General features: G+C 61.7%; 17 protein-coding genes. 6 read left to right on the top strand and 11 right to left on the bottom strand.

Annotation, left to right across the window (positions count from 1 at the left end; all coding sequences use genetic code 11):
- From narH to C6382_RS07305, 4 genes are all read right to left on the bottom strand, one after another.
- Positions 1 to 1,539 carry a nitrate reductase subunit beta gene (gene narH / locus C6382_RS07320; protein ID WP_107023854.1) on the bottom strand — a complete coding sequence of 513 codons (1,539 nt, stop codon included), beginning with the start codon at positions 1,537 to 1,539 and terminating at the stop codon, positions 1 to 3.
- A gap of 11 nt (positions 1,540 to 1,550) precedes the next feature.
- Positions 1,551 to 5,318: a nitrate reductase subunit alpha gene (locus C6382_RS07315; protein WP_107023853.1), complete on the bottom strand. Its 3,768-nt coding sequence runs from the start codon at positions 5,316 to 5,318 to the stop codon at positions 1,551 to 1,553.
- Between the two features lie 69 nt (positions 5,319 to 5,387).
- A complete protein-coding gene (locus tag C6382_RS07310; RefSeq protein WP_107023852.1) occupies positions 5,388 to 6,785 on the bottom strand; it encodes a NarK family nitrate/nitrite MFS transporter in 1,398 nt (465 codons plus the stop codon).
- Positions 6,772 to 8,067 (bottom strand): nitrate/nitrite transporter, encoded by a 1,296-nt coding sequence (locus tag C6382_RS07305; protein ID WP_107023851.1) that lies wholly within the window; start codon positions 8,065 to 8,067, stop codon positions 6,772 to 6,774. Before C6382_RS07305 ends, C6382_RS07310 begins: the two co-directional genes overlap by 14 nt.
- Positions 8,068 to 8,382: 315 nt before the next feature.
- Here C6382_RS07305 and C6382_RS07300 point away from each other — a divergent pair, with 315 nt between their 5' ends.
- From C6382_RS07300 to C6382_RS07275, 6 genes are all read left to right on the top strand, one after another.
- The gene (locus tag C6382_RS07300) at positions 8,383 to 10,185 is read left to right on the top strand and encodes a HAMP domain-containing protein (RefSeq protein ID WP_107023850.1); all 1,803 of its coding nucleotides are present in this window, start codon (positions 8,383 to 8,385) and stop codon (positions 10,183 to 10,185) included.
- On the top strand, positions 10,182 to 10,823 hold the full coding sequence (gene narL, locus C6382_RS07295; RefSeq protein ID WP_107023849.1) for a two-component system response regulator NarL: 642 nt from the start codon (positions 10,182 to 10,184) through the stop codon (positions 10,821 to 10,823). The genes C6382_RS07300 and narL overlap by 4 nt, the downstream gene beginning before the upstream one ends.
- An 87-nt stretch (positions 10,824 to 10,910) precedes the next feature.
- Complete coding sequence (locus C6382_RS07290; RefSeq protein WP_107023848.1) at positions 10,911 to 11,588, top strand: Crp/Fnr family transcriptional regulator; 678 nt, start codon at positions 10,911 to 10,913, stop codon at positions 11,586 to 11,588.
- Between the two features lie 24 nt (positions 11,589 to 11,612).
- The gene (locus C6382_RS07285; RefSeq protein WP_107023847.1) at positions 11,613 to 11,987 is read left to right on the top strand and encodes a putative zinc-binding protein; all 375 of its coding nucleotides are present in this window, start codon (positions 11,613 to 11,615) and stop codon (positions 11,985 to 11,987) included.
- A 203-nt stretch (positions 11,988 to 12,190) separates the two neighbouring features.
- Complete coding sequence (locus C6382_RS07280) at positions 12,191 to 12,676, top strand: Hcp family type VI secretion system effector (protein WP_107023846.1); 486 nt, start codon at positions 12,191 to 12,193, stop codon at positions 12,674 to 12,676.
- On the top strand, positions 12,673 to 13,386 hold the full coding sequence (locus C6382_RS07275) for a DUF4225 domain-containing protein (RefSeq protein WP_107023845.1): 714 nt from the start codon (positions 12,673 to 12,675) through the stop codon (positions 13,384 to 13,386). Before C6382_RS07280 ends, C6382_RS07275 begins: the two co-directional genes overlap by 4 nt.
- A gap of 493 nt (positions 13,387 to 13,879) precedes the next feature.
- On the opposite strand, the gene C6382_RS07270 is transcribed toward C6382_RS07275, so the two are convergent.
- The 7 genes from C6382_RS07270 to norR all read right to left on the bottom strand — a co-directional run bounded on the left by C6382_RS07270 (position 13,880) and on the right by norR (position 20,514).
- Entirely contained in the window at positions 13,880 to 14,350 is a 471-nt protein-coding gene (locus C6382_RS07270; RefSeq protein WP_107023844.1) for an SCP2 domain-containing protein, read from the bottom strand.
- Positions 14,344 to 15,234 (bottom strand): U32 family peptidase, encoded by an 891-nt coding sequence (locus tag C6382_RS07265; RefSeq protein WP_107023843.1) that lies wholly within the window; start codon positions 15,232 to 15,234, stop codon positions 14,344 to 14,346. Before C6382_RS07265 ends, C6382_RS07270 begins: the two co-directional genes overlap by 7 nt.
- 10 nt (positions 15,235 to 15,244) lie before the next feature.
- Complete coding sequence (locus tag C6382_RS07260; protein WP_107023842.1) at positions 15,245 to 16,240, bottom strand: peptidase U32 family protein; 996 nt, start codon at positions 16,238 to 16,240, stop codon at positions 15,245 to 15,247.
- A 133-nt stretch (positions 16,241 to 16,373) separates the two neighbouring features.
- A complete protein-coding gene (gene glp, locus C6382_RS07255; RefSeq protein ID WP_107023841.1) occupies positions 16,374 to 17,609 on the bottom strand; it encodes a gephyrin-like molybdotransferase Glp in 1,236 nt (411 codons plus the stop codon).
- Complete coding sequence (gene moaB, locus C6382_RS07250) at positions 17,606 to 18,160, bottom strand: molybdenum cofactor biosynthesis protein B (protein ID WP_107023840.1); 555 nt, start codon at positions 18,158 to 18,160, stop codon at positions 17,606 to 17,608. Before moaB ends, glp begins: the two co-directional genes overlap by 4 nt.
- A 95-nt stretch (positions 18,161 to 18,255) precedes the next feature.
- Positions 18,256 to 18,903 carry a pyridoxamine 5'-phosphate oxidase gene (gene pdxH, locus C6382_RS07245; RefSeq protein WP_107023839.1) on the bottom strand — a complete coding sequence of 216 codons (648 nt, stop codon included), beginning with the start codon at positions 18,901 to 18,903 and terminating at the stop codon, positions 18,256 to 18,258.
- 81 nt (positions 18,904 to 18,984) lie between these two features.
- Complete coding sequence (gene norR, locus C6382_RS07240; RefSeq protein WP_107023838.1) at positions 18,985 to 20,514, bottom strand: nitric oxide reductase transcriptional regulator NorR; 1,530 nt, start codon at positions 20,512 to 20,514, stop codon at positions 18,985 to 18,987.
- Positions 20,515 to 20,660: the final 146 nt, after the last annotated feature.

The raw sequence follows: 20,660 nt of genomic DNA, 5'->3' as shown, positions 1-20,660 counted from the left end.
TCAGTCCTCCCACAGCTGTACGGTTTTGAGGATGTCGCGGCGGTTGGCCTTTTTCGCGCCGAACATATTGGTGTCGGAGCTGCCGCTGCAGCCGCTGCCGAAACTGAAGCCGCAACCGGAACGTTCGGCGAAGGCGTCGCTCATGGCTTCTTCACGGTGAGCGCTCGGTACCACGTAACGGTCTTCGTAGTTGGCGATGGCTAGGTAACGGTACATCTCTTCGACTTGGTTCACGCTCAAGCCGACGTCTTTCAACACCTGCAGGTCCTGTACCCCCTCAACCTGCTCGGAACGTTTGTAGGCACGCATGGCCAGCAAGCGTTTGAGCGCGCGCTTCACTGGTTTCTCGTCGCCAGCGGTAAGCAGATTGGCCAGGTAGCGCAGCGGGATACGCAGGCTGTCGACATCCGGGATCACCCCGTTCATGCCCACGGTGCCAGCGGCGGCAGCATTCTGGATCGGCGACAGTGGCGGTACATACCAGACCATCGGCAGCGTGCGGTACTCAGGGTGCAGCGGCAGCGCCAGTTTCCAGTCCACCGCCATCTTGTAGACTGGCGAGCGTTGCGCGGCGTCGATTACCGACTGCGGCACGCCATCTTGCAAGGCCTGACGGATCACCGCCGGGTCCTTCGGGTCGAGGAAGATCTCCAGTTGTTTCTCGTACAGGTCATGCTCGTTGGCGGTGCTGGCCACTTCGCTGATGCGGTCGGCGTCATACAGCAGCACACCGAGGTAGCGAATACGTCCTACGCAGGTTTCAGCACAGACCGTCGGCATCCCGGCTTCGATCCGCGGGTAGCAGAAGATGCACTTCTCGGATTTGCCGCTTTTCCAGTTGAAGTAGATCTTCTTGTACGGGCAGCCGCTGATGCACATGCGCCAGCCGCGGCACTTCTCCTGGTCGATCAGGACAATGCCGTCTTCCTCGCGTTTGTAGATCGCGCCGCTCGGGCACGATGCTGCGCAGGCCGGGTTCAGGCAGTGTTCGCACAGGCGCGGCAGGTACATCATGAAGGTGTTTTCGTACTCACCGTAGATGTCCGCCTGGATCTGATCGAAGTTCTTGTCCTTGCGCCGCTTGGCAAACTCGGTGCCGAGGATTTCTTCCCAGTTCGGGCCCCACTCGATCTTTTCCATGCGCTTGCCCGACACCAGCGAGCGCGGCCGCGCCGTCGGCTGATGCTCGCCCAAAGGCGCGGTGTGCAGATGCTGGTAATCGAAGTCGAACGGTTCGTAGTAATCGTCAAGGCCTGGCAGATCGGGGTTGGCGAAGATGTTCGCCAACACCCGGAACTTGCCGCCGATGCGCGGGTTGATGCTGCCGTTGCTGTTGCGTACCCAGCCGCCCTTCCACTTGTCCTGGTTTTCCCACTCTTTCGGGTAACCGACCCCAGGCTTGGTTTCGACGTTGTTGAACCAGGCGTACTCCATGCCTTCACGGCTGGTCCAGACATTCTTGCAGGTGATCGAACAGGTGTGACAGCCGATGCATTTGTCCAGGTTCAGGACCATGCCAACTTGTGAACGAATCTTCATGACAGCACTCCTTATTCCATCTCGGTCGGCAGCGGACGTGGCAGCTCATCGCCGCGCGAGCCGTCGAGCCAGTCGACCTTGGCCATCTTGCGCACCACGACGAATTCGTCGCGGTTGCAGCCGACCGTGCCGTAATAGTTGAACCCATAGGCCTGCTGGGCATAGCCGCCGATCATGTGGGTCGGTTTGAGCACCACGCGGGTCACCGAGTTGTGGTGGCCACCGCGGGTCTTGGTGGTTTCCGAGCCGGGTACGTTCACGATCCGTTCCTGGGCGTGGTACATCATCACCATGCCCTCCTTGACCCGCTGGCTGACCACCGCACGGGCGGTCAGCGCGCCGTTGGCGTTGAAGCACTCGATCCAGTCGTTGTCCTCGATGCCGGCGCGCTGCGCGTCGATCTCCGACAGCCAGACAATCGGCCCGCCACGGCTGAGGGTGAGCATCAGCAGGTTGTCGCTGTAGGTGCTGTGGATACCCCACTTCTGGTGCGGGGTGATCCAGTTCAGGACGATCTCGGTGTGGCCGTTGCTGCGCTTGCCTTTCACCGCGGCGATGGTCTGGGTGTTGACCGGCGGCCGGTAGCTCATCAGTTGCTCGCCGAAGGCCTGCATCCACGGGTGATCCTGGTAGAACTGCTGGCGGCCGGTGATGGTCCGCCACGGGATGTTCTCGTGAACGTTGGTATAACCGGCGTTGTAGCTGACGTGATCGTCCTCAAGCCCTGACCAGGTCGGGCTGGAGATAATCTTGCGCGGCTGCGCCTGGATGTCGCGAAAACGAATTGCCTCGTGGGCCTTGGACAGCGCCAGGTGGCTGTGATCAATACCGGTGAACTCCGAGAGCGCCGCCCAGGCCTTGACCGCCACATGGCCGTTGGTTTCCGGGGCCAGCGAGAGGATGACTTCAGCCGCATCGATCGCGGTATCGATCTTCGGCCGGCCCTGGCTGATGCCCGCGTCGTTCTCGCGGTAGTTCAGCTCGCCGAGGAGTTTCACTTCCTCATCGGTGTTCCAGTTGATGCCCTTGCCGCCGTTGCCGAGTTTCTCCAGCAGCGGGCCAAGCGAGGTGAACTGCTTGTAGATGTTCGGGTAGTTGCGCTCGACCACCTGGATGTTCGGCGCGTTCTTGCCGGGTTGCGGCGCAACGCCCGCGGTTTTCCAGTCGGTGCCGCCGAATGGCTGGGCCAGTTCGCCGACGCTGTCGTGCATCAAGGGTACGGTGACCAGGTCCTGTTCGATGCCCAGATGCCCCTCGGCCATCTTCGAAAAAGCCTTGGCGATGCCCTTGTAGATTTCCCAGTCCGAACGCGATTCCCAGGCCGGGTCGATGGCCGCCGACAGCGGGTGGATGAACGGGTGCATGTCCGAGGTGTTCATGTCGTCCTTCTCATACCAGGTCGCAGTCGGCAGGACGATGTCGGAATACACGCAGGTCGAGGACATGCGGAAGTCCAGGGTGGTGACCAGGTCGAGCTTGCCGATGGCGCCCTCGTCGACCCACTCGGCTTCTTGCGGCTTGCAGTCGCCGACCTGACCGATGTCTTCGTTCATCACGCCGTTGCGGGTACCAAGCAGGTACTTGAGCATGTACTCGTGGCCCTTGCCCGAGGAGCCGAGCAGGTTGGAACGCCAGATGAACATGTTGCGCGGGAAGTTCACCGGGTTATCCGGCTGTTCGCAGGCAAAACGCAGGCTGCCGTCCTGCCAGCCCTTGACCACATAGTCCTTGGGCGCCATACCGGCGGCAGCGGCATCGCGGCAGATGTCCAGCGGGTTGCGGTTGAGCTGTGGCGCACTGGGCAGCCAGCCGGCGCGTTCGGCGCGGATGTTGTAGTCCAGGGCGTGCTCGGGGAACTGGCGCTTGTCGGCCAGCGGCGAGAGCACGTCGTGCATGCTCATCTTCTCGTGGCGCCACTGCGAGCTGTGGGCGTAGAAGAAGCTGGTGCCATTCATCTGCCGTGGCGGACGGTTCCAGTCCAGGCCGAAGGCCAGTGGCAGCCAGCCGCACTGTGGACGCAGTTTTTCCTGGCCGACATAGTGGGCCCAGCCACCACCGGTCTGGCCGACGCAACCGCAGAGCATGAGCATGTTGATCAGCCCGCGGTAGTTCATGTCCATGTGGTACCAGTGGTTCATCGCTGCACCGACGATGATCATCGAGCGACCACGGGTCTTGTCGGCGTTGTCGGCGAACTCACGGGCAATCTGGATGGCTTTCTCACGGCTGACGCCGGTGATCTGCTCCTGCCAGGCCGGGGTGCCGGGCACGCTGGCGTCGTCATAATCGCGGGCAACGTTGGCGCCACCCAGGCCGCGGTCGATGGCAAGGTTTGCCGCCGACAGGTCGAACACGGTGGCGACCTTGACCTGGCTGCCATCGGCCAGGGTCAGGCTGCGCACCGGTACACGACGGTACTGCACGGCGTCACCGGCAACATGCTGGAAGTGCTCGTGAGACTCACCGGCAAAGTACGGGAAGGCCACTTCGGCGACATCGCCACCGATCAGGCTCAGGGTCAGGTCGATCTCGCGACCGGCGCCGCCTTCACGCGGCAGGATGTTCCACTTGCCCTGCTCGCCCCAGCGGTAGCCGATCGAGCCCTGTGGCGAAACCAGCTCGCCGTCGGCATCGAGGGCAATGGTTTTCCACTCCGGGTTGTTTTCCTGGCCGAGGTTGCCGGCCAGGTCCGAGGCCCGCAGGAAGCGGTCGGGCTGATACCCGGCGCCTGGCGCGGTGCCGAGCATGGGCTTGAGCAGCACCAGCACCGGCAGGTCGGTGTAACGCTTGGCGTACTCGGTGAAATAGGCGCTCGGCTGGTCCAGGTGGAATTCTTTGAAGATCACATGATTGAACGCCTGGGCCAGGGCGGCGTCGGTGCCCTGCTTGGGGTTGAGCCACAGGTCGGTGAGCTTGGCCACTTCCGAGTAGTCGGGGGTGATGGCCACGGTCTTGGTGCCCTTGTAGCGCACCTCGGTGAAGAAGTGCGCATCCGGGGTGCGGGTCTGCGGGACGTTGGAGCCCCAGGCAATGATGTAGTTGGAGTTGTACCAGTCGGCCGACTCCGGCACGTCGGTCTGCTCGCCCCAGACCATCGGCGAGGCCGGTGGCAGGTCGCAGTACCAGTCGTAGAAGCTCAGGCAGGTGCCGCCGATCAGCGACAGGTAACGGGCACCGGCGGCATAGCTGACCATCGACATGGCCGGGATCGGCGAGAAGCCAACCACCCGGTCAGGGCCGTATTGCTTGACGGTGTAGACGTTGGCCGCAGCGATGATTTCGGTGACTTCATCCCAGCTGGAGCGAATAAAGCCGCCCATGCCGCGTTTGCTCTTGTAAGCGTCGGCCTTGGCCTTGTTCTCGACAATGCTCGCCCAGGCTTCGACCGGCGCCATGCTCTGGCGTGCTTCACGCCACAGTTTGAGCAGCGGCTTGCGGATCTTCGGGTACTTGAGGCGGTTGGCGCTATAGATGTACCAGCTGTAACTGGCACCCCGCGGGCAGCCGCGCGGTTCATGGTTTGGCAGGTCGTTACGGGTGCGCGGATAGTCGGTCTGCTGGGTTTCCCAGGTGATCAGACCGTTTTTCACGTAGATCTTCCACGAGCACGAGCCGGTGCAGTTCACCCCGTGGGTGGAGCGCACGATCTTGTCGTACTGCCAGCGCGAACGGTAGACGTTCTCCCAGTCGCGCGACTCTTTGCGAGTCTCGCCGTGACCGTCGGAAAACTCGTTTTGCTTGCGGTTGAAGAACCGCAATTGATCGAGCAGATGACTCATGATGCTTTCCTCTCAGGCTTGCTGCGGGGTTCTGTGCCCCACCCACGCAAAAGTTGAATTCGGGTCCTGTCAGCAGGGTGCTTCGGCGCCTTTGCGGGCGTACCACCACCAGGTCACGACCATGCAGCTCAGGTAAAAACCGACGAACATGTAGAAGGCCAGCGCCGGGTTGCCGGTCATGGCCATCGAGGTGCCGAAGGTCTTGGGAATGAAGAAGGCGCCAAACGCCCCCATGGCCGAACTGAAACCGAGCACCGCAGCGGATTCCTTGCCGGCGTTTTTCAGCGCCTGCTCGTGGGCCTTTGCGCCTTGGCCGGCGGCGGCCTTTTCATGCTGGGTGCGGAAGATCACCGGGATCATGCGGAAGGTCGAACCGTTGCCGATGCCGGTGGTGAAGAACAGCAGCATGAACATGCCGAGGAAGCCGTAGAAGTTGCCGGCAGCGCCCTGCTGCGGGATGAAGTGCAGCACGCCAAAGACCATCACGATCATCAGCACGAAGTTCCACAGAGTCACCCGGGCGCCGCCGAACTTGTCGGCCACCCAGCCGCCCAGGGGGCGGACCAGGGCCCCGACCAGCGGGCCGAGAAAGGCGAAGGCCAGGGCGTTGACCTCGGGGAACGAGGTCTTGATCAGCATCGGGAAGGCGGCGGAAAAGCCGATGAACGAACCGAACGTGGCCAGGTACAGCCAGCACATCAGCCAGTTGTGCTTGCGCTTGAAAATCACCGCCTGCTCGCTGAACGAGGCCTTGGCGCTAGACAGGTCGTTCATGCCGAACCAGGCCAGCAGGGTTACCGCAATGATGAACGGCACCCAGAGAAAGCCTGCGTTCTGCAACCACAACTGGCTGCCGTCGGCCAGCACCTGGGGTTGCCCACCGAGCACGCCGAACACGCCAAAAGTGATCACCAGCGGCACGGCGAACTGCATCACCGAGACGCCCAGGTTACCCAGACCGGCATTCAGGCCCAGGGCCGTGCCCTGCTGCGACTTGGGGTAGAAGAAGCTGATGTTGGACATGCTCGAAGCGAAGTTGCCGCCACCGAAGCCACACAGCAACGCGATCAACACGAACACACTGTAAGGGGTGCTCGGGTCCTGCACCGCGAAGCCCATCCACAAGGTCGGCGCCAGCAACGAGGCGGTGCTCAGGGCGGTCCAGCGACGACCGCCGAAGATCGGCACCATGAACGAGTAGAACACCCGCAAGGTCGCGCCAGACAAGCCCGGCAAAGCCGCCAGCCAGAACAGCTGGTCGGTGCTGAAGTTAAAGCCGATGGCATTCAGGCGCACGATCACCGTACTCCAGACCATCCACACAGCAAAGGCCAGCAGCAGCGCAGGAATGGAAATCCACAGGTTGCGGGTGGCGGTTTTTTTGCCGCTACGTCCCCAGAACGCGGGGTCTTCAGGGCGCCAGTCGTGTATGACCGGGCCTGCATCAGGCTGTTTAAGAACCGACATGGTCTTCTCCTTGGGCAATGCTGGAAAACGGGCTTGAGATCGCCTGCAGCTGTTTGCCGAGCAGCGGGCGTTTGCGGATTTCGCTGAGGTACATCCAGATGAGCGACACCCAGACCACGCCGTACATCAGCATGAAGGCCGAGGAGCGCACACCGGTGAGGTCGACCAGGACGCCAAACATGATCGGCAGGATGAAGCCGCCGAGGCCGCCGGCGAGGCCAACGATGCCGGACACGGCGCCCATGTTTTGCGGATAGTCATTGGCGATGTACTTGAACACCGAGGCTTTGCCGAAGGCGAAGGCAATGCCGATGATGAACAGCAGGACGGTGAACAACACCGGGTTCAGGCCGATGTGGAAATCCAGCGGGCCATTGAGGGTCTGCACCTGCAACTGGGTCTGCGGATAGGACAGCAGGAACAGGCAGATCCAACTGACCCACAGCACCCACCAGGTCACGCTCTCCGCGCCCCAGCGGTCCGACATCCAGCCACCGACGGCGCGCAGTACACCACCGGGCAAGGAGAAACAGGCAGCCAGCAGCGCTGCGCTTTGCAGGCTGAAACCATATTCGGCGACGTAGTACTTGGTCATCCACAGCGCCAGTGCCACGTAGCCGCCGAAGACAATCGAGTAGTACTGGCAGTAGCGCCACACTGCAGGATCTTTCAGGGCTTTGAGCTGCTCAACGAGGTTGGCGCCCTGGGCGCTGCGGTGGGCCTTGTTGTCGGCACTGAGGAACCAGAACAGCAACGCAGTGATGAACAGGATCGCACTGAACACCTTCGGTACCAGCTGCCAGCTGCCCGCGGCAATCAGCGCTGGGGCCAGAAACTTGGTCACTGCCGAGCCGGCGTTACCGGCACCGAACACGCCCATGGCAAAGCCCTGGTTGTCCTTGTCAAACCATTTGGCGACGTAGGCGATACCGACCGAGAACGAGCCGCCGGCCAGGCCGACAAACAGCCCCAGCACCAGGAACTGCCAGTAGGCGCTGGCGTGGCTGATCAGGTACAGCGGCAACACGCAGGACAGCATCAACAGGAAGAACACGATACGGCCGCCAAAGCGGTCGGTCAGCAGCCCCAGCGGCAGGCGCACCAGTGAACCGGTCAGCACCGGCGTGGCGGCCAGCAGGCCGAACTGGGTTTCGTTGAGCTGGAGCAGTTCCTTGATCGGGACGCCGAGCACGGCAAACATCATCCAGACCATGAAGCAGACGGTGAAGGCCAGCGTACTCATGCCCAGTACCAGGCCCTGTCGTACACGCGGTGGGTTCATCTTGCGTCTCCCGTTAGTAAGCATTGGCGGCAGACTAGAGAGGCAAACCCGGTAAAAACTTGATGCGCGTCAACGAAGCCAAAGCCGGTTCAGGCCTATGATTTGCCCGCCTACCTCCAACGAGGTAGCGTCAAAAAACCTCTAAACCCTTTGTTTATCAGCGTGTTGGCTTCTTCACAGCGAGTATTCTGGCTAACTCGAAGGGTCAGAACTCTTTAGAGGTAGAAGGCCAGGGAAGGGCTGAAAACCCAAAGGCGATCACTCGCCGGAGCCCTGCATGCGTGTTTCTCCCTGCTTCGCCTCAGGTCCACGACCATGATCCGTTGGCTACGCAGTTCCCTACCCGCGCGCGCTGGTCTGGCGGTCATTCTGATTGCCGTACTGGCACTGGCGAGCTCGCTGAGCGCCGGCCTGATCGCCTGGTTCAGCCAGGGCGATGCCGCGGCGATCAATACCGCAGGCTCGGTGCGCATGGAAACCTACCGCCTGAGCTGGAAACTGGCCTCTGGTGCCGACAGCGCAGAAATCTCCCACATCAGCCAAAGCCTGCAGCAACGTCTCAATAGCCAGACACTCAAGGCAGTGCTTGACGACGGCAGCAACGCACAACTCAACGACAGCTACCAACGGTTGCAGGATTACTGGCAACAGACCCTCAACCCGGCCCTGGAGCGTGGTGATGCCACGGCTTTCCAGGCCAGCGCCCTGCCCTTCGTCGAACAGCTCAACCAGTTCGTCAACCTCCTGCAGCGCCAGAGCGAGCACAAGCAAACCTGGCAGCAAATGATTCAGGGGGCGGCCTTGTTCATCACCATGATCGTGCTGCTGATTGGCCTGTACGAACTGCAAAGCAGTGTGATCAGCCCGCTGCAAGAGCTGGTGGACGCCACCCAGCGCTTTCGCCGCGGCGAGTTCCAGGCGCGGGTCAACCACCAGTCAGAGGATGAGCTCGGTCAACTGGCCACCAGCTTCAACGCCATGGCCGAGACCATAGAGCAATCACATCGCACGCTGGAGACCCAGGTCCAACAAAAGACCCTGCACCTGCAACAGGCCAATGCCGCGCTTGAGTTGCTGTATCAAAGCAGTAGCAGCCTGGCCACGCGTCTGGCCAATGCCGAAGGCCTGGATGAGCTGATCCGGCGCTTCCAGCAGCGCCTGCCCGGCCTGCGCCTGTCGTTGTGCCTGCAGGGCCAGATGCAAGCCCCAGCCCAACAGTTGCTCGCCCTGCACGGCGCCGATGACCGCAAAGTCTGCGCCAGCAGTGATTGCGCCACCTGCCAGCGGCATGACCAGCGCAACCCGCTCAGCTACAGCATCAGCAACCAAGGCAGTACTCTGGGCGAACTGAAAGCGCACTTTATCGATGGTCATCACCCGCAAGCCTGGGAAACCCAGTTGATCCAGGCCCTGGCCAACCTGATCGGCACTTCACTGTCACTCAAGCGCCAACGCGAGCAGGACCACCATCTGCTGCTGCTTGAGGAGCGCGCGATCATCGCCCGCGAGCTGCATGACTCGCTGGCCCAGGCACTGTCCTACATGAAACTGCAGGTCAGCCGCATGCAGACCCTGATGCGCCGCGGCGAGCCACAAGAGACCCTGGAAGGCGTGACCGCCGAGCTGCGCGAAGGGCTGAACAACGCCTACCGTCAACTGCGGGAGCTGCTGACCACCTTTCGCCTGCAGATTCACGATGCCGGCCTCGCTCAGGGCCTGAAAGACACCGCCCGGGAATTCACCCGCAAAGGGGCTTTCCAGGTCCACCTGCACATTGACAACCTGGCCTTCGAGCTGTCAGCCAGCGAGCAGATCCACATCCTGCAGATCACCCGCGAGGCGCTGTCCAACTGCCTGCGCCACGCCCATGCGCAAAACACCTGGCTGCAACTGCGCCAGATCGGCGAAAGCGTCTGCCTGTCCATCGAGGACGATGGCCGCGGTTTTCTCGGCAGCCGTGATCCCCGTGAACACCATGGTCTGAACATCATGGACGAGCGTGCGCGCAGCTTGCACGGCCAGTTGCAGATCCTCACCCGCGAGCCGCAGGGCACCCGGGTACAAATGGAATTTCGCCCGGAGTTTCTCGGGCGCCCCACTCAAGGTAACGTCACATGAACACCCCAGCCCACTGCCGCATCCTGCTGGTCGACGACCATCCGATGATGCGTCGCGGCATCCGCCAGATGCTCGAACTGGAAGACGACTTCGAGATTGTTGGCGAGGCCAACCACGGCGAAGAAGCCCTGGCGATGATCGAACCGCTGCAACCGGATCTGGTGCTGCTGGACAACAACATGCCGCAAATGAATGGCATCGAAACCCTACGCCACCTGCGCAACCTGGCCTTCAGCGGCAAAGTCCTGTTGTTTACCGTCTCCGACGCCGAAGACGATATCCGTGATGCCCTGCGCCTGGATGCCGATGGCTACCTGCTCAAAGACATGGAGCCGGAACTGTTGGTCCAGTACATCCGCGATGCCATGAATGGCTCGCTGGTGATCAGCCCGGGGCTGACCCAGGTGATGGCCCAGGCCCTGCGTTCACCGCCGCGCCAACCCGAGGTTGAGCTGACCGAACGCGAACGGCAGGTTCTCAAGACCATCGCCAGCGGCTTCAGCAACAAGGTCATCGGCCACAAGCTGGGGATTACCGAAGGCACGGTTAAAGTCCATGTGAAAAACCTGCTGCACAAACTCGGCCTGCGCTCGCGGGTCGAAGCCGCTGTCTGGGCCATGGAGCATCTGCGTCATTAACCCGGTCTGCCCCTTTGGAGGTAGGCCGGCAGAGGCATAGGCCCGTGGCGCCTGGCGCTCTACCATGGCGGTCAGCGGAGGTATCCCATGCTGACCCACCCTTCACATGTACTGTTTTTGCGCCGTCATCACCTGTTCAGCCAGTTGCCCGACGACGTGTTTGAGCAAGTCTGCGGCCTGGCCATGCAGCGGCGCCTGAGTTGTCACGACACCCTTATGCACCAGCGTGATCCGGCCAAGCGCTTTTTCCTCCTGGTCAGTGGCCAGATCAAGCTCTACCGCATCACCGCCCAAGGCCAGGAAAACCTGGTCGAAGTGATCCAGCCGGGGCAGTCCTTTGCCGAAGCCTTGCTGTTCAGCCAGACCCGCTACTACCCGGTCAGTGCCACAGCGCTCAAGGACAGCGTGGTGATCAGCATCGACGGCAACCACTACCGCAATGCCCTCGAAGACCAGCCGCAAGTGTGCCTGTCGATCCTCGCCAGCATGAGCATCAACCTGCACCAGCGTCTCAAGGACATCGACACCCTGACCTTGGCCAGCGCCAGTCAACGGGTGATCAACTACCTCCTGGAGGAGCGTGATCCGCAGAATGATCGCGTGGTCTTACAGGTACCCAAGCGCCTGGTGGCGTCGAAACTGGGGATTCAACCGGAGACGTTTTCGCGCATTCTGCACCGTTTGGTGGAGAACGGTTTGATTGCCATGGAACGACGTGACATCCGCATCCTGGCGACCGAGGCGCTGCTCGACTACCACGCCTGACGGGCCTACCACTGGAGAGTCTTCATGCCCCGCACTGCCCTGCCCCTGGTCTACGCCTGCTCCGGTTGCTCCAACGTTGCGCAACTGGCCAATAACGTCGCGCTGCGCCTCGACCGTGAAGGTCTGGCGCAGATGTCGTGTATCGCCGGCGTCGGCGGGCAGGTGCCAGCACTGGTCAACCTGGCATGCTCGGGACGCTGGATTCTGGCGCTGGACGGTTGCCCGCTGCAATGTGTCGCCAGTTGCCTGCGCCAGCACGGCCTGCAGGCCGACAAGCACCTGATCCTCAGCCAACAGGGCCTGCGCAAGCGTTACGGCGAGGACTGCAGCGCGGCGCAGGCCGATGAGTTGTTTACCGAGATCCGCCAATTGCTGGATGCTTTTACCTGTCAAGAATGATCCGCTATGCAGACGCAAAGGTGACTCAAACCATCGCGTTTCACATCATCAATCGCTTAGCGGGTGAAGAATGTTCGAAGGGGGTAGCGATAGGCGCGATTTACTGATAAGGCATCATCCTACGGCTGACCGGGAAGCGACCTACATACAGGAAAATACTTCCCTGGCTAACCTGCCTGCTCCAACGATAAGGAGTAGCGCCTATGGCCAGTTACGGCTACATGACCATCACCGGCAACCGGCAAGGTATGATTTCAGCCGGTTGTTCAACCCCAGACTCTATCGGTAACAAATGCCAGAGCGGGCATACCGATGAAATCATGGTGTTGTCATTCACCCACCGCATGAGCAACGTCGGCAATACCCCGCATTCCACTCATCATCCCATTGTCGTTACCAAGGCCATCGACAAATCATCCCCCTTGCTGGCTCAAGCCTTGGCTAGCCGGGAAGAGATCGAATGCCAGTTCCACTTTTATCGGGTTAGCCCAAGTGGAGGGCAGGAGAAGTACTACAGCATTGAGATTAAAGGCGGACAATTAGCAGAACTGGTCTCGGATGTCCCTCACGCGGTACTGCAGAACGAAACGGAAGGCCAGGAAGTAGTCTCGCTGCGCTACCAGACCATCCGTTGGACCCACCACATCGCAGGCACAAGCGGTTATACCTACTGGGGCGCGGATAAATGACCTCACGCCCCTCTCCTTTGCAAATGGACCCCAATGACTACTGGGTAGTCTGCGAAGCCGCAAGCAGGTTGACTAAACAGGCCTGCACACTTGCCGCCATGCATATCAAGGATGGTGTGGTACGCACACAGTTCAACCGGGAGATAGCCTATTACGCCAAGCGCATCGCCGACGATGTGGCGGACGGGAAGAAGACACCGGATGAAGCGCTACTGGAGATCAGGAATGAACAGCGGAGTCTGATCGACCAGTCACTGGAGATTGGCAGAAAAGGAGCCGGGGTCATCGCCGGGGTATTCCAGGTAGCTGCTGGGGCGACAATCTGCGCCAGCCCTGCAATTGTGCTTTGCGGTTTAGCAGGCCTGCCGATGATCGCGCATGGTGCGAACAACATTTACGAGAATGGTGAGAATTTACTGACGGGGCGATCAGATAGTGAGGGCTGGGTTCGAAAAGGGTATCAGGCAGCCGCAACGTCCATGGGCGGTAGCACACGAGATGGAAACATCGCTTATGGGGTATCTGATATCGGCTTGTCCGTTTATGGAATGACCCGAATGGTGCTGAGAACAGGGGCATGGAAACTGTTCAAATACATACCCTCTGACTATGTGCGCTCTTACATAAATATGAGTAGAGGGGCGATTGTATTTGAAGTGGGTGTCGACATGCTGACCGGAGAGCAGGTTTACGTAGAGACAAAAAAGTGATTCTGGCGCTGTATGTTGGTGCTTCGCTAATAGCGGTAACAGTGGCGTACTATCTAAGATTCAAGCTTTCCGGACCCCAGCTAGGCTACCTGAAATCTTTCGCTTGCCTGGCCTTCAATCTGTTCTTCGTAACCTATCATTTGAGGTGGTTTAAAAGAGAGTACCTTCTGTTCGTTGGCCACACCCCTGCTCTTTTCGATGAACATTCATCACTGCAGTGGCTAATTTTTGGGTGTTTGATCTTGCACTGCTTTGCTAACCCGGTGGGATGGAAGCTCAGGCGTTGGTACTCGCCGTGGTAATGCGAGGTCGCTATCGCCAATGGATCAGCCCGCCATTCCAGATCCGGTATTCAGAAACCCCGTTGAGACTGGAATCACCCCCTGTAGGAGCTGGCCTTGCCAGCGATGCAGACACCGCGCAACACCTGACACACCGCAGCGATTTCATCGCCGGCAAGGCCGGCTCCCACACTGATCTCTGCCATCCACACTCAGCCTGCGGCCAATCCCTTTCCAGCCCGCTCCAGGTTACGCCACAACCACACCGGCAAGACCTCGGGATCGAGGCTGTCGATCAGGTTCTTCAGGGTCAGCCCCAACTCGGTATCGCCTTCAATGACCAAACGGCGCCTGAAGAACAAGGTGTCGGGATCTTCCTGCCGACTGGCCAGCAGCAGGAACTCACGCCAGTTGCCGCGGATGGTCACATCGGCCTTGGCCCGCTCGGCAATCTGCAAGCCGTAAAGGCTGCGGGTCAGGTACCAGGTCAAGTCCAGATCGGGAATGCGCAGGCACAGCCAGCGCCCGCGCAGCAAATCAAATTCACCGTCTTTCAGTGGCTCTGCCAGGCAACGGTTAAGCGCCTGCTGCAGGGCCACACGCTGCAGCACAAAGGGCACACGATGGATCAGCGGGAGTACGCGGTCGGCACCGCGCAGCAACCATTGTTTGCGATTCAGCACAGGCTCACCTCCTCGACGCGCAACATCCCCGCCTGGCCATGCCAGTAACCATTGCAACCTTCCACATGCAAGGGTGGCGCTGCCCCCTGGCGCACCCGCTGAAAGGCTTCGATCACCTCAGCCATACCCTGCGCGCGCGGACTCAAGCGCAGCAAGTTGGCCCCGCTGGCCGCCAGGCCCTGATAATCGGCCAACAAGTTGGTGACCTCGGCCGACATTGTCTGGATACCGTTGAGGGTAAACAGTGGCTGCCCTTCCTGACTGCTCAGCGCCAGGCCATCGGGGTAGTTGAGGCAGCAGAACTGGCAATCGTCCTTGGGCCGGTTTTCCGCACGCGCGGTGAAACAGCGCGCCGAATACGCCAGCGGCAGGTGCCCATAGGCGAAGACTTCCACCTCTGGCAACTCGCGGCCCAACGCCTCGACCTGGTCGTGTATCGAACGGATCAACACCGCCGAACACTCCACCGGCGGCACCCAACGGATCATCCCGCAATCCTGCAATTGTGCCAGGGCATGGCCGTTGTACAGGTTGAGCGCCGGGCCGCCGACGAAGGGCAATTTGCGTTCGGCCAAAAACTGCACAGCGCCCATGTCATTGGCTTCCACCAGCAACTGACCGTTGTCGCACAAGCGCCGCAGGCTGGACAGCTCGGAAGCGGCTTCGACCAGGGTCAGGCTCGACAGTACGATCTGCGCCTGCGTGCACTCCTGCAGCTCGCGGCCGAGGCCCAGCCAATGCTCCAGGTTCATCGCCCGGCGTTTCGAGCAGACGGTTTCGCCAAGGTAAATCACATCCAGCGGCAACGCGGCCATCTCTGAATAGAAACGCCCCAATTGCTCCTTGTCCCAGTAATACAGAACGGGTCCCAGGCTGAGTTTCATCTGCAGTCCCTCATTGCCATGATCGATGATAAGCACCCAGGGTGGTCTGGCTGCCTTCGGATAAACCGGCCAGCACCTGGCGCCACTGGTCTTTGACGGCGAAGCGCTCAGGCGCCAGGCGATGGGCATCAAGCGCGGCGCGCCAGACCTGGGTGACCTGTTCGACATACGCCGGGCTGCGCTGACGCCCTTCGATTTTCACCGCTTCGACGCCCATGGCGGCCAGTTCCGGCAACAGGTCGAGGGTGTCGAGGCTGGTGGGTTCTTCAAGGGCATGAAAGCGTTTGCCGCCGACCAGGAAGCGCCCCTTGCACAAGGTCGGGTAACCGGCCGGCTCATCGGCGCTGTAGCGATCGATCAGCACCTCGCTCAGGCGTGCGCTCAAGCCCTCGGCGTCTTCACTCCAGCGCACCGCCTTGGCCGGCGAACAAACGCCACACAGGTTCGGCGACTCGCCGGTGATATAGGACGACAGGTGGCAACGTCCTTCGGCCATGATGCACAAACTGCCGAAGGCGAAGACTTCGACAGGTACCGTGCTGTGGGCCGCGACCTGGCGCACCTGGGCCAACGACAGCACCCGTGGCAGCACCGCGCGGCGGATGTTGTAGTGCTGGGCATAGAACGCCAGGGCACTGGCATTGGTCGCCGAGCCCTGTACCGACAGGTGCAGGGTCAGCTGCGGATGGCGCTGGCTGGCATAGCCGAGTACGCCGGGGTCGGCAGCAATCAATGCATCGACACCATGGTCGGCGGCGCGGTCCACCGCCCGTTGCCAACGCTCCCAGCCCTGGGGCTGCGGGTAGGTGTTGACTGCGACATAGAGCTTGCGTTGATGTTGACGGATATGGGCGACGGCGGCGTCGAACTGCTTGTCGTCCATGTTCAGGCCGGCGAAGTGCCGGGCATTGGTGTCATCGCGAAAGCCGACATAGACGGCATCGGCGCCTTGGCGTACCGCCGCTTTGAGCGCGGGCAGATTCCCTGCCGGGCAGACCAGTTGCATGGGCATTCCTCATCAAAGAAGGTGTCCCGGCCCTCGCCTGCGATGCGTCACGCGAGCAGGCCCGGTGCAATCGAAAATGCGCCGCCAGTCTAGCCAGACCGCCAGCGCAGACCTTGACGGCAATCAAGACCGGTCACTGCATGAGTTCGGCGAACGACAGGAAGGTCACGCTGTCGTGCTTGTGCAGCTGTTGCTCGCACTCCACCACCGCCAGGCCATCGGCCCAGCACGCGGCCGCGAGCATTGCCGAACTTTGCTGCGGGTGCAGCTGCACGCTCGCCTGGCCATCGCTACCCGCGGTCAACCTGGCGCGCAGGTACTGACGGCGCTTGTTGCGCTGCAACCAGTCAAAGCCTGCCGGCAACGCCATCGGCCGCGGCAATACATCGCGCACGCCCTGGGCCCTGAGCAGGAACGGACGCACCACCACCAGGGCGGTGATCAGCGCCGCCGCAGGATTGCCCGGCATGCCTATCCACGGTTTGCCGGCCACGTCGCCAAAGGCCAGCGGCTTACCCGGTTGAATCGCCAGACGCCACAAATCCAGGCTGCCCAGCGCTTCGATGGCGTGTTTCAGGTGGTCCTCCTCGCCGACCGAAACGCCACCGGAGGTCAACAACAGATCGCATTCAGACGCCGCCAGACTCAAGGCATGCCGGCTGACCGCCAGGTCATCGGCCATCACCCCATAGTCATGCACCTCAACGCCCCAGCCCTGCAACAGGGCCGCCAGGCAATAGCGGTTGCTGTTGTAGATCTGCCCCGGTGCCAGGGGCTGACCGGGCTCGCGCAGTTCGTCACCACTGCTCAGCAGGCACACCCGCAACGGCCGATAGACCTCGACCCAGCAGACCCCGGCAGCCGCCAGCAAGCCCAACTCCTGGGCGCGCAGGCGCTTGCCGGCCTGGAGCAGCAGATGACCTTTGCGCACCTCTTCACCGGCCTTGCGTACATGATCGCCAAGACTGGCTGGCGGCAACCAGACCTGATCGCCCTCGACCCGGCAGAGCTCCTGAGGCACCACCGTATCGGCACCCGGCGGCAGCGGCGCGCCGGTAAAGATGCGCACCGCTTGCCCGGCCAGCAGCGGCGTGCTGGCGGCCTGGCCGGCAGCGATGCGGCCGGCCAGGTTCAGGCACCCCCCGGCGGCGGGAAGATCGGCGGCGCGCAAGGCGAAGCCGTCCATGGCGCTGTTGTCCCAGCCCGGCAGGTCCAGGGGCGAATGGATGTCCAGCGCCAGCACCCGGCCCAACGCTTTTTCCAGCAACACGGTCTGCGCTGCTGGCGGTGGAGGCACCTGATCGAGCAAATGGCGGATGGCCTGGTCGACCGGCATCAACTTGCCGCTGTCACACACCTGGCGGCTCATGGGCGCCCCCCACAGGCCTCGATTACCTGCTCGGCCTGGACCTTGAGATGCGGAGCAAAATTGCACGGACCGGTGCGGCTGTCCAGCTGCCCGAGGAGGATCTGGTTCCAGGCGGTACGGCAGGCCCCAGGGGAGCCCGGCACACAACACACCAGCACGCCGTTGCTCATGCCGGCCAGGGCCCGCGACTGCAAGCTGGACATGCCGATCTGCGCCAACGACACCTGGCGGAACAATTCGCCGAAACCTTCGACATGCTTGTCCAGCAACGGCAGGACGGCTTGCGGGGTATTGTCGCGCACGGTGAATCCGGTACCACCGGTGGTCAGTACCACCTGGACGTCAGGGGCGGCGATCCAGCGTGAGAGCGTGGCGCGGATCTGGTAGATGTCATCCTTGACCAGGTCGCGGTCGACCAAGGTGTGGCCGGCCGCCTGGAGCAAATCACAAAGGGTTTGTCCCGAAGTGTCGGTGTCAAAGCTGCGGGTATCGCTGATGGTCAGTACGGCAATGTTCAGCGGTTCAAAGGTGCGTTGCGCCAGATGGGCCATGTGCGGACCCTCCATGAATGGGATCGGCCCAAGCCTGAACCGAAAGCGCAGGCGAACCTATTCCTCCATGGAGGTACCTCGACCGGGCATGCTGCTTATGGCGCCAGGCGATTACGCGTCCACACCCCGTGTTCCAAGCGATAGTCCAGGCGATCATGCAGACGGTCAGCGCGGCCCTGCCAGAACTCCATGCGCTCTGGCTGCAGGCAGTAACCGCCCCAGTGTTCAGGGCGATGCAGCGGTTGATCGAGAAAACGGCGGATAGTCTGCGCCAGCAAGGCTTCCAGGGCGGCACGATCGCCCAGCACCTGGCTTTGCGGTGAGGCCCAGGCGCCCAGACGGCTGGCCAACGGGCGGCTTTCGAAATACTCATCACTGAGCTGCGGTTCGAGTCGCCGCACCTGCCCTTCTATGCGTACCTGACGCTCCAGCCCCGGCCAGAAGAAGGTCATCGCTGCCCACGGATTGGCGTCCAGCTCCTGGCCCTTGGCGCTCTGGTAGTTACCGAAAAAAGTAAACCCGGCGTCGCTGACGCCCTTGAGCAACAGTACGCGGCCATGCGGTCGGCCCCGACTGTCGACCGTCGCCAAATGCATGCTGTTGGCCTCCACCGGCGCGCTTTCGGTTTCGCGGGCCTGTTGCAGCCACTGGCAAAACATCAGCAACGGATCCTGCGGCGCGGCCTCCTCTTGCAGGCCACCAAGGGTGTAATTGCGGCGCATCTGAGCCAGGGACAGGGGCATGGCGGTGATCTCCGGGGAATGGAGTGCACAGTCTGTTGGCTGCGCCAGCGGCACACCTTGACCGCCATCAACACCAGGCCCTTACTTCAGGCGCAAGCGCTTGGCCAGCTTGTGCAAGTTACTCGGATCGATCTGCAGCAAGCGCGCCGCGCTGGCCCAGTTGTTGCCACAGGCCTGTAGTGCATTGACGATGGCCTGGCGTTGGCAGGCATCGACTGTCTCGCTCAGCGGCGCAGGCGCCAGCCCTTGCGAGGCGGGCTGTGCCGCTGGCGCTGTTGCCTGATCCAGCGGTTGGCCACTGTCCAGGTCGAGCACTTGTGGCTCCAGGGTGAGGATCAAGTTGCGGCTGTCACCGCGACTGAGTTGTTTGAGCGCGGCGCGGCTGATCACATGCTCCAGCTCACGCACGTTGCCCGGCCAGTGATAGGCCAGCAACGCACGCTCAGCCGCAGCGGACAGGCGCAGGCCGCGCAGGCCCAAGCGGCTGCGATTGAGTTCGAGAAAGCGCCCGGCGAGCATCAGCACGTCATCACCGCGCTCACGCAGGGGCGGAATCGGCAGTGGATAGACCGACAGGCGATGATAGAGATCGGCGCGAAACAGCCCTTGGCGAATGCTGTCGGGCAAATGCCGATTGGTGGCGGCGATGATGCGCACATCCACATGCAACGGCTTATCCGCCCCCAAACGCTGTATTTCACCGTTTTGCAGGGTGCGCAACAGCTTGGCCTGCACGCTCAGCGGCAGCTCGCCGACCTCATCGAGAAACAAGGTGCCGCCGTTGGCCGCGTCGAAGCGCCCGGCACGATCACTGCCGGCACCGGAAAAGGCGCCTTTGACATGGCCGAACAACTCGCTTTCAGCCAGCGACTCCGGCAAGGCGGCGCAATTGACCTGGACCAAGGGCTTATGACTGCGCCGCGACAGGCGGTGCAAGCGGCGGGCGAACAACTCCTTGCCCACCCCCGTCTCCCCCAGCAGCAACACGGGCAGTTCCGAGTCGGCCAGCACATCCAGCTCATTGAGCAACTGATGCATGGCTGCGCTCTGACCGAGAATCTCGCCTTCCTGCCCGGGCATGCGCAACTCCGGCACATCGCTACGCGACAGGCGCAAGCTGCGGTTTTCCTGCTCAAGACGAGTCACCCGCAACGCCGCCTCGATCTGCAAGGTGCAGCGCTTGAGCTCCTCGCGCGCAGCGGCGTCGAAGGTGCCGGTGTGCAGGGCATCAAGCGTGACCGCGCCCCAGGCCTGCCCTTCGACATACAGGCTCACCCCCATGCAGTCATGCACCGCCAGCGGCTCATGGAGCTCGCTATCGAGCAAGCCGTCGTAAGGGTCGGGCAAGCGGCTGTCGGGCTCGAACCATGTCGGCTCGCGTGAGGCCATGATCGCCGCCAGGCGCGGATGCTGGGCAATCACAAAACGCCGCCCGAGGGCTTCATGCACCAGGCCAACGGCGGCCACCGGCCGCAGACTATCCTCTTCCAGACGCAACAAGCCGACCGCGCCGCAATTGAAGTATTCGCGCAAGGTTTGCACCAGGCGTTGCAAGCGCACGGCATTGGGTAATTCGACAATCAGGTCGGCGGCCAGGCTTTCTCGCAGCATGGTAATAATCACCCTGTGTGGTTGCATCTACCCTGAAGCATCAAGGTGATTATCACCACTGAAAAAAACAACGTGATTGATTTCAATCAGTTAAAAATGGCACAGACGCTGCACTGGCCTCAGGCAACTTTGTACTCCCTATCAAG

It is taken from the genome of Pseudomonas sp. BBP2017 (assembly GCF_003024385.1).
Classification (GTDB): Bacteria; Pseudomonadota; Gammaproteobacteria; order Pseudomonadales; family Pseudomonadaceae; genus Aquipseudomonas.
The sequence above is the reverse complement of the archived record's forward strand: the minus strand, read 5'-3'. Positions and strand labels throughout refer to the sequence as shown.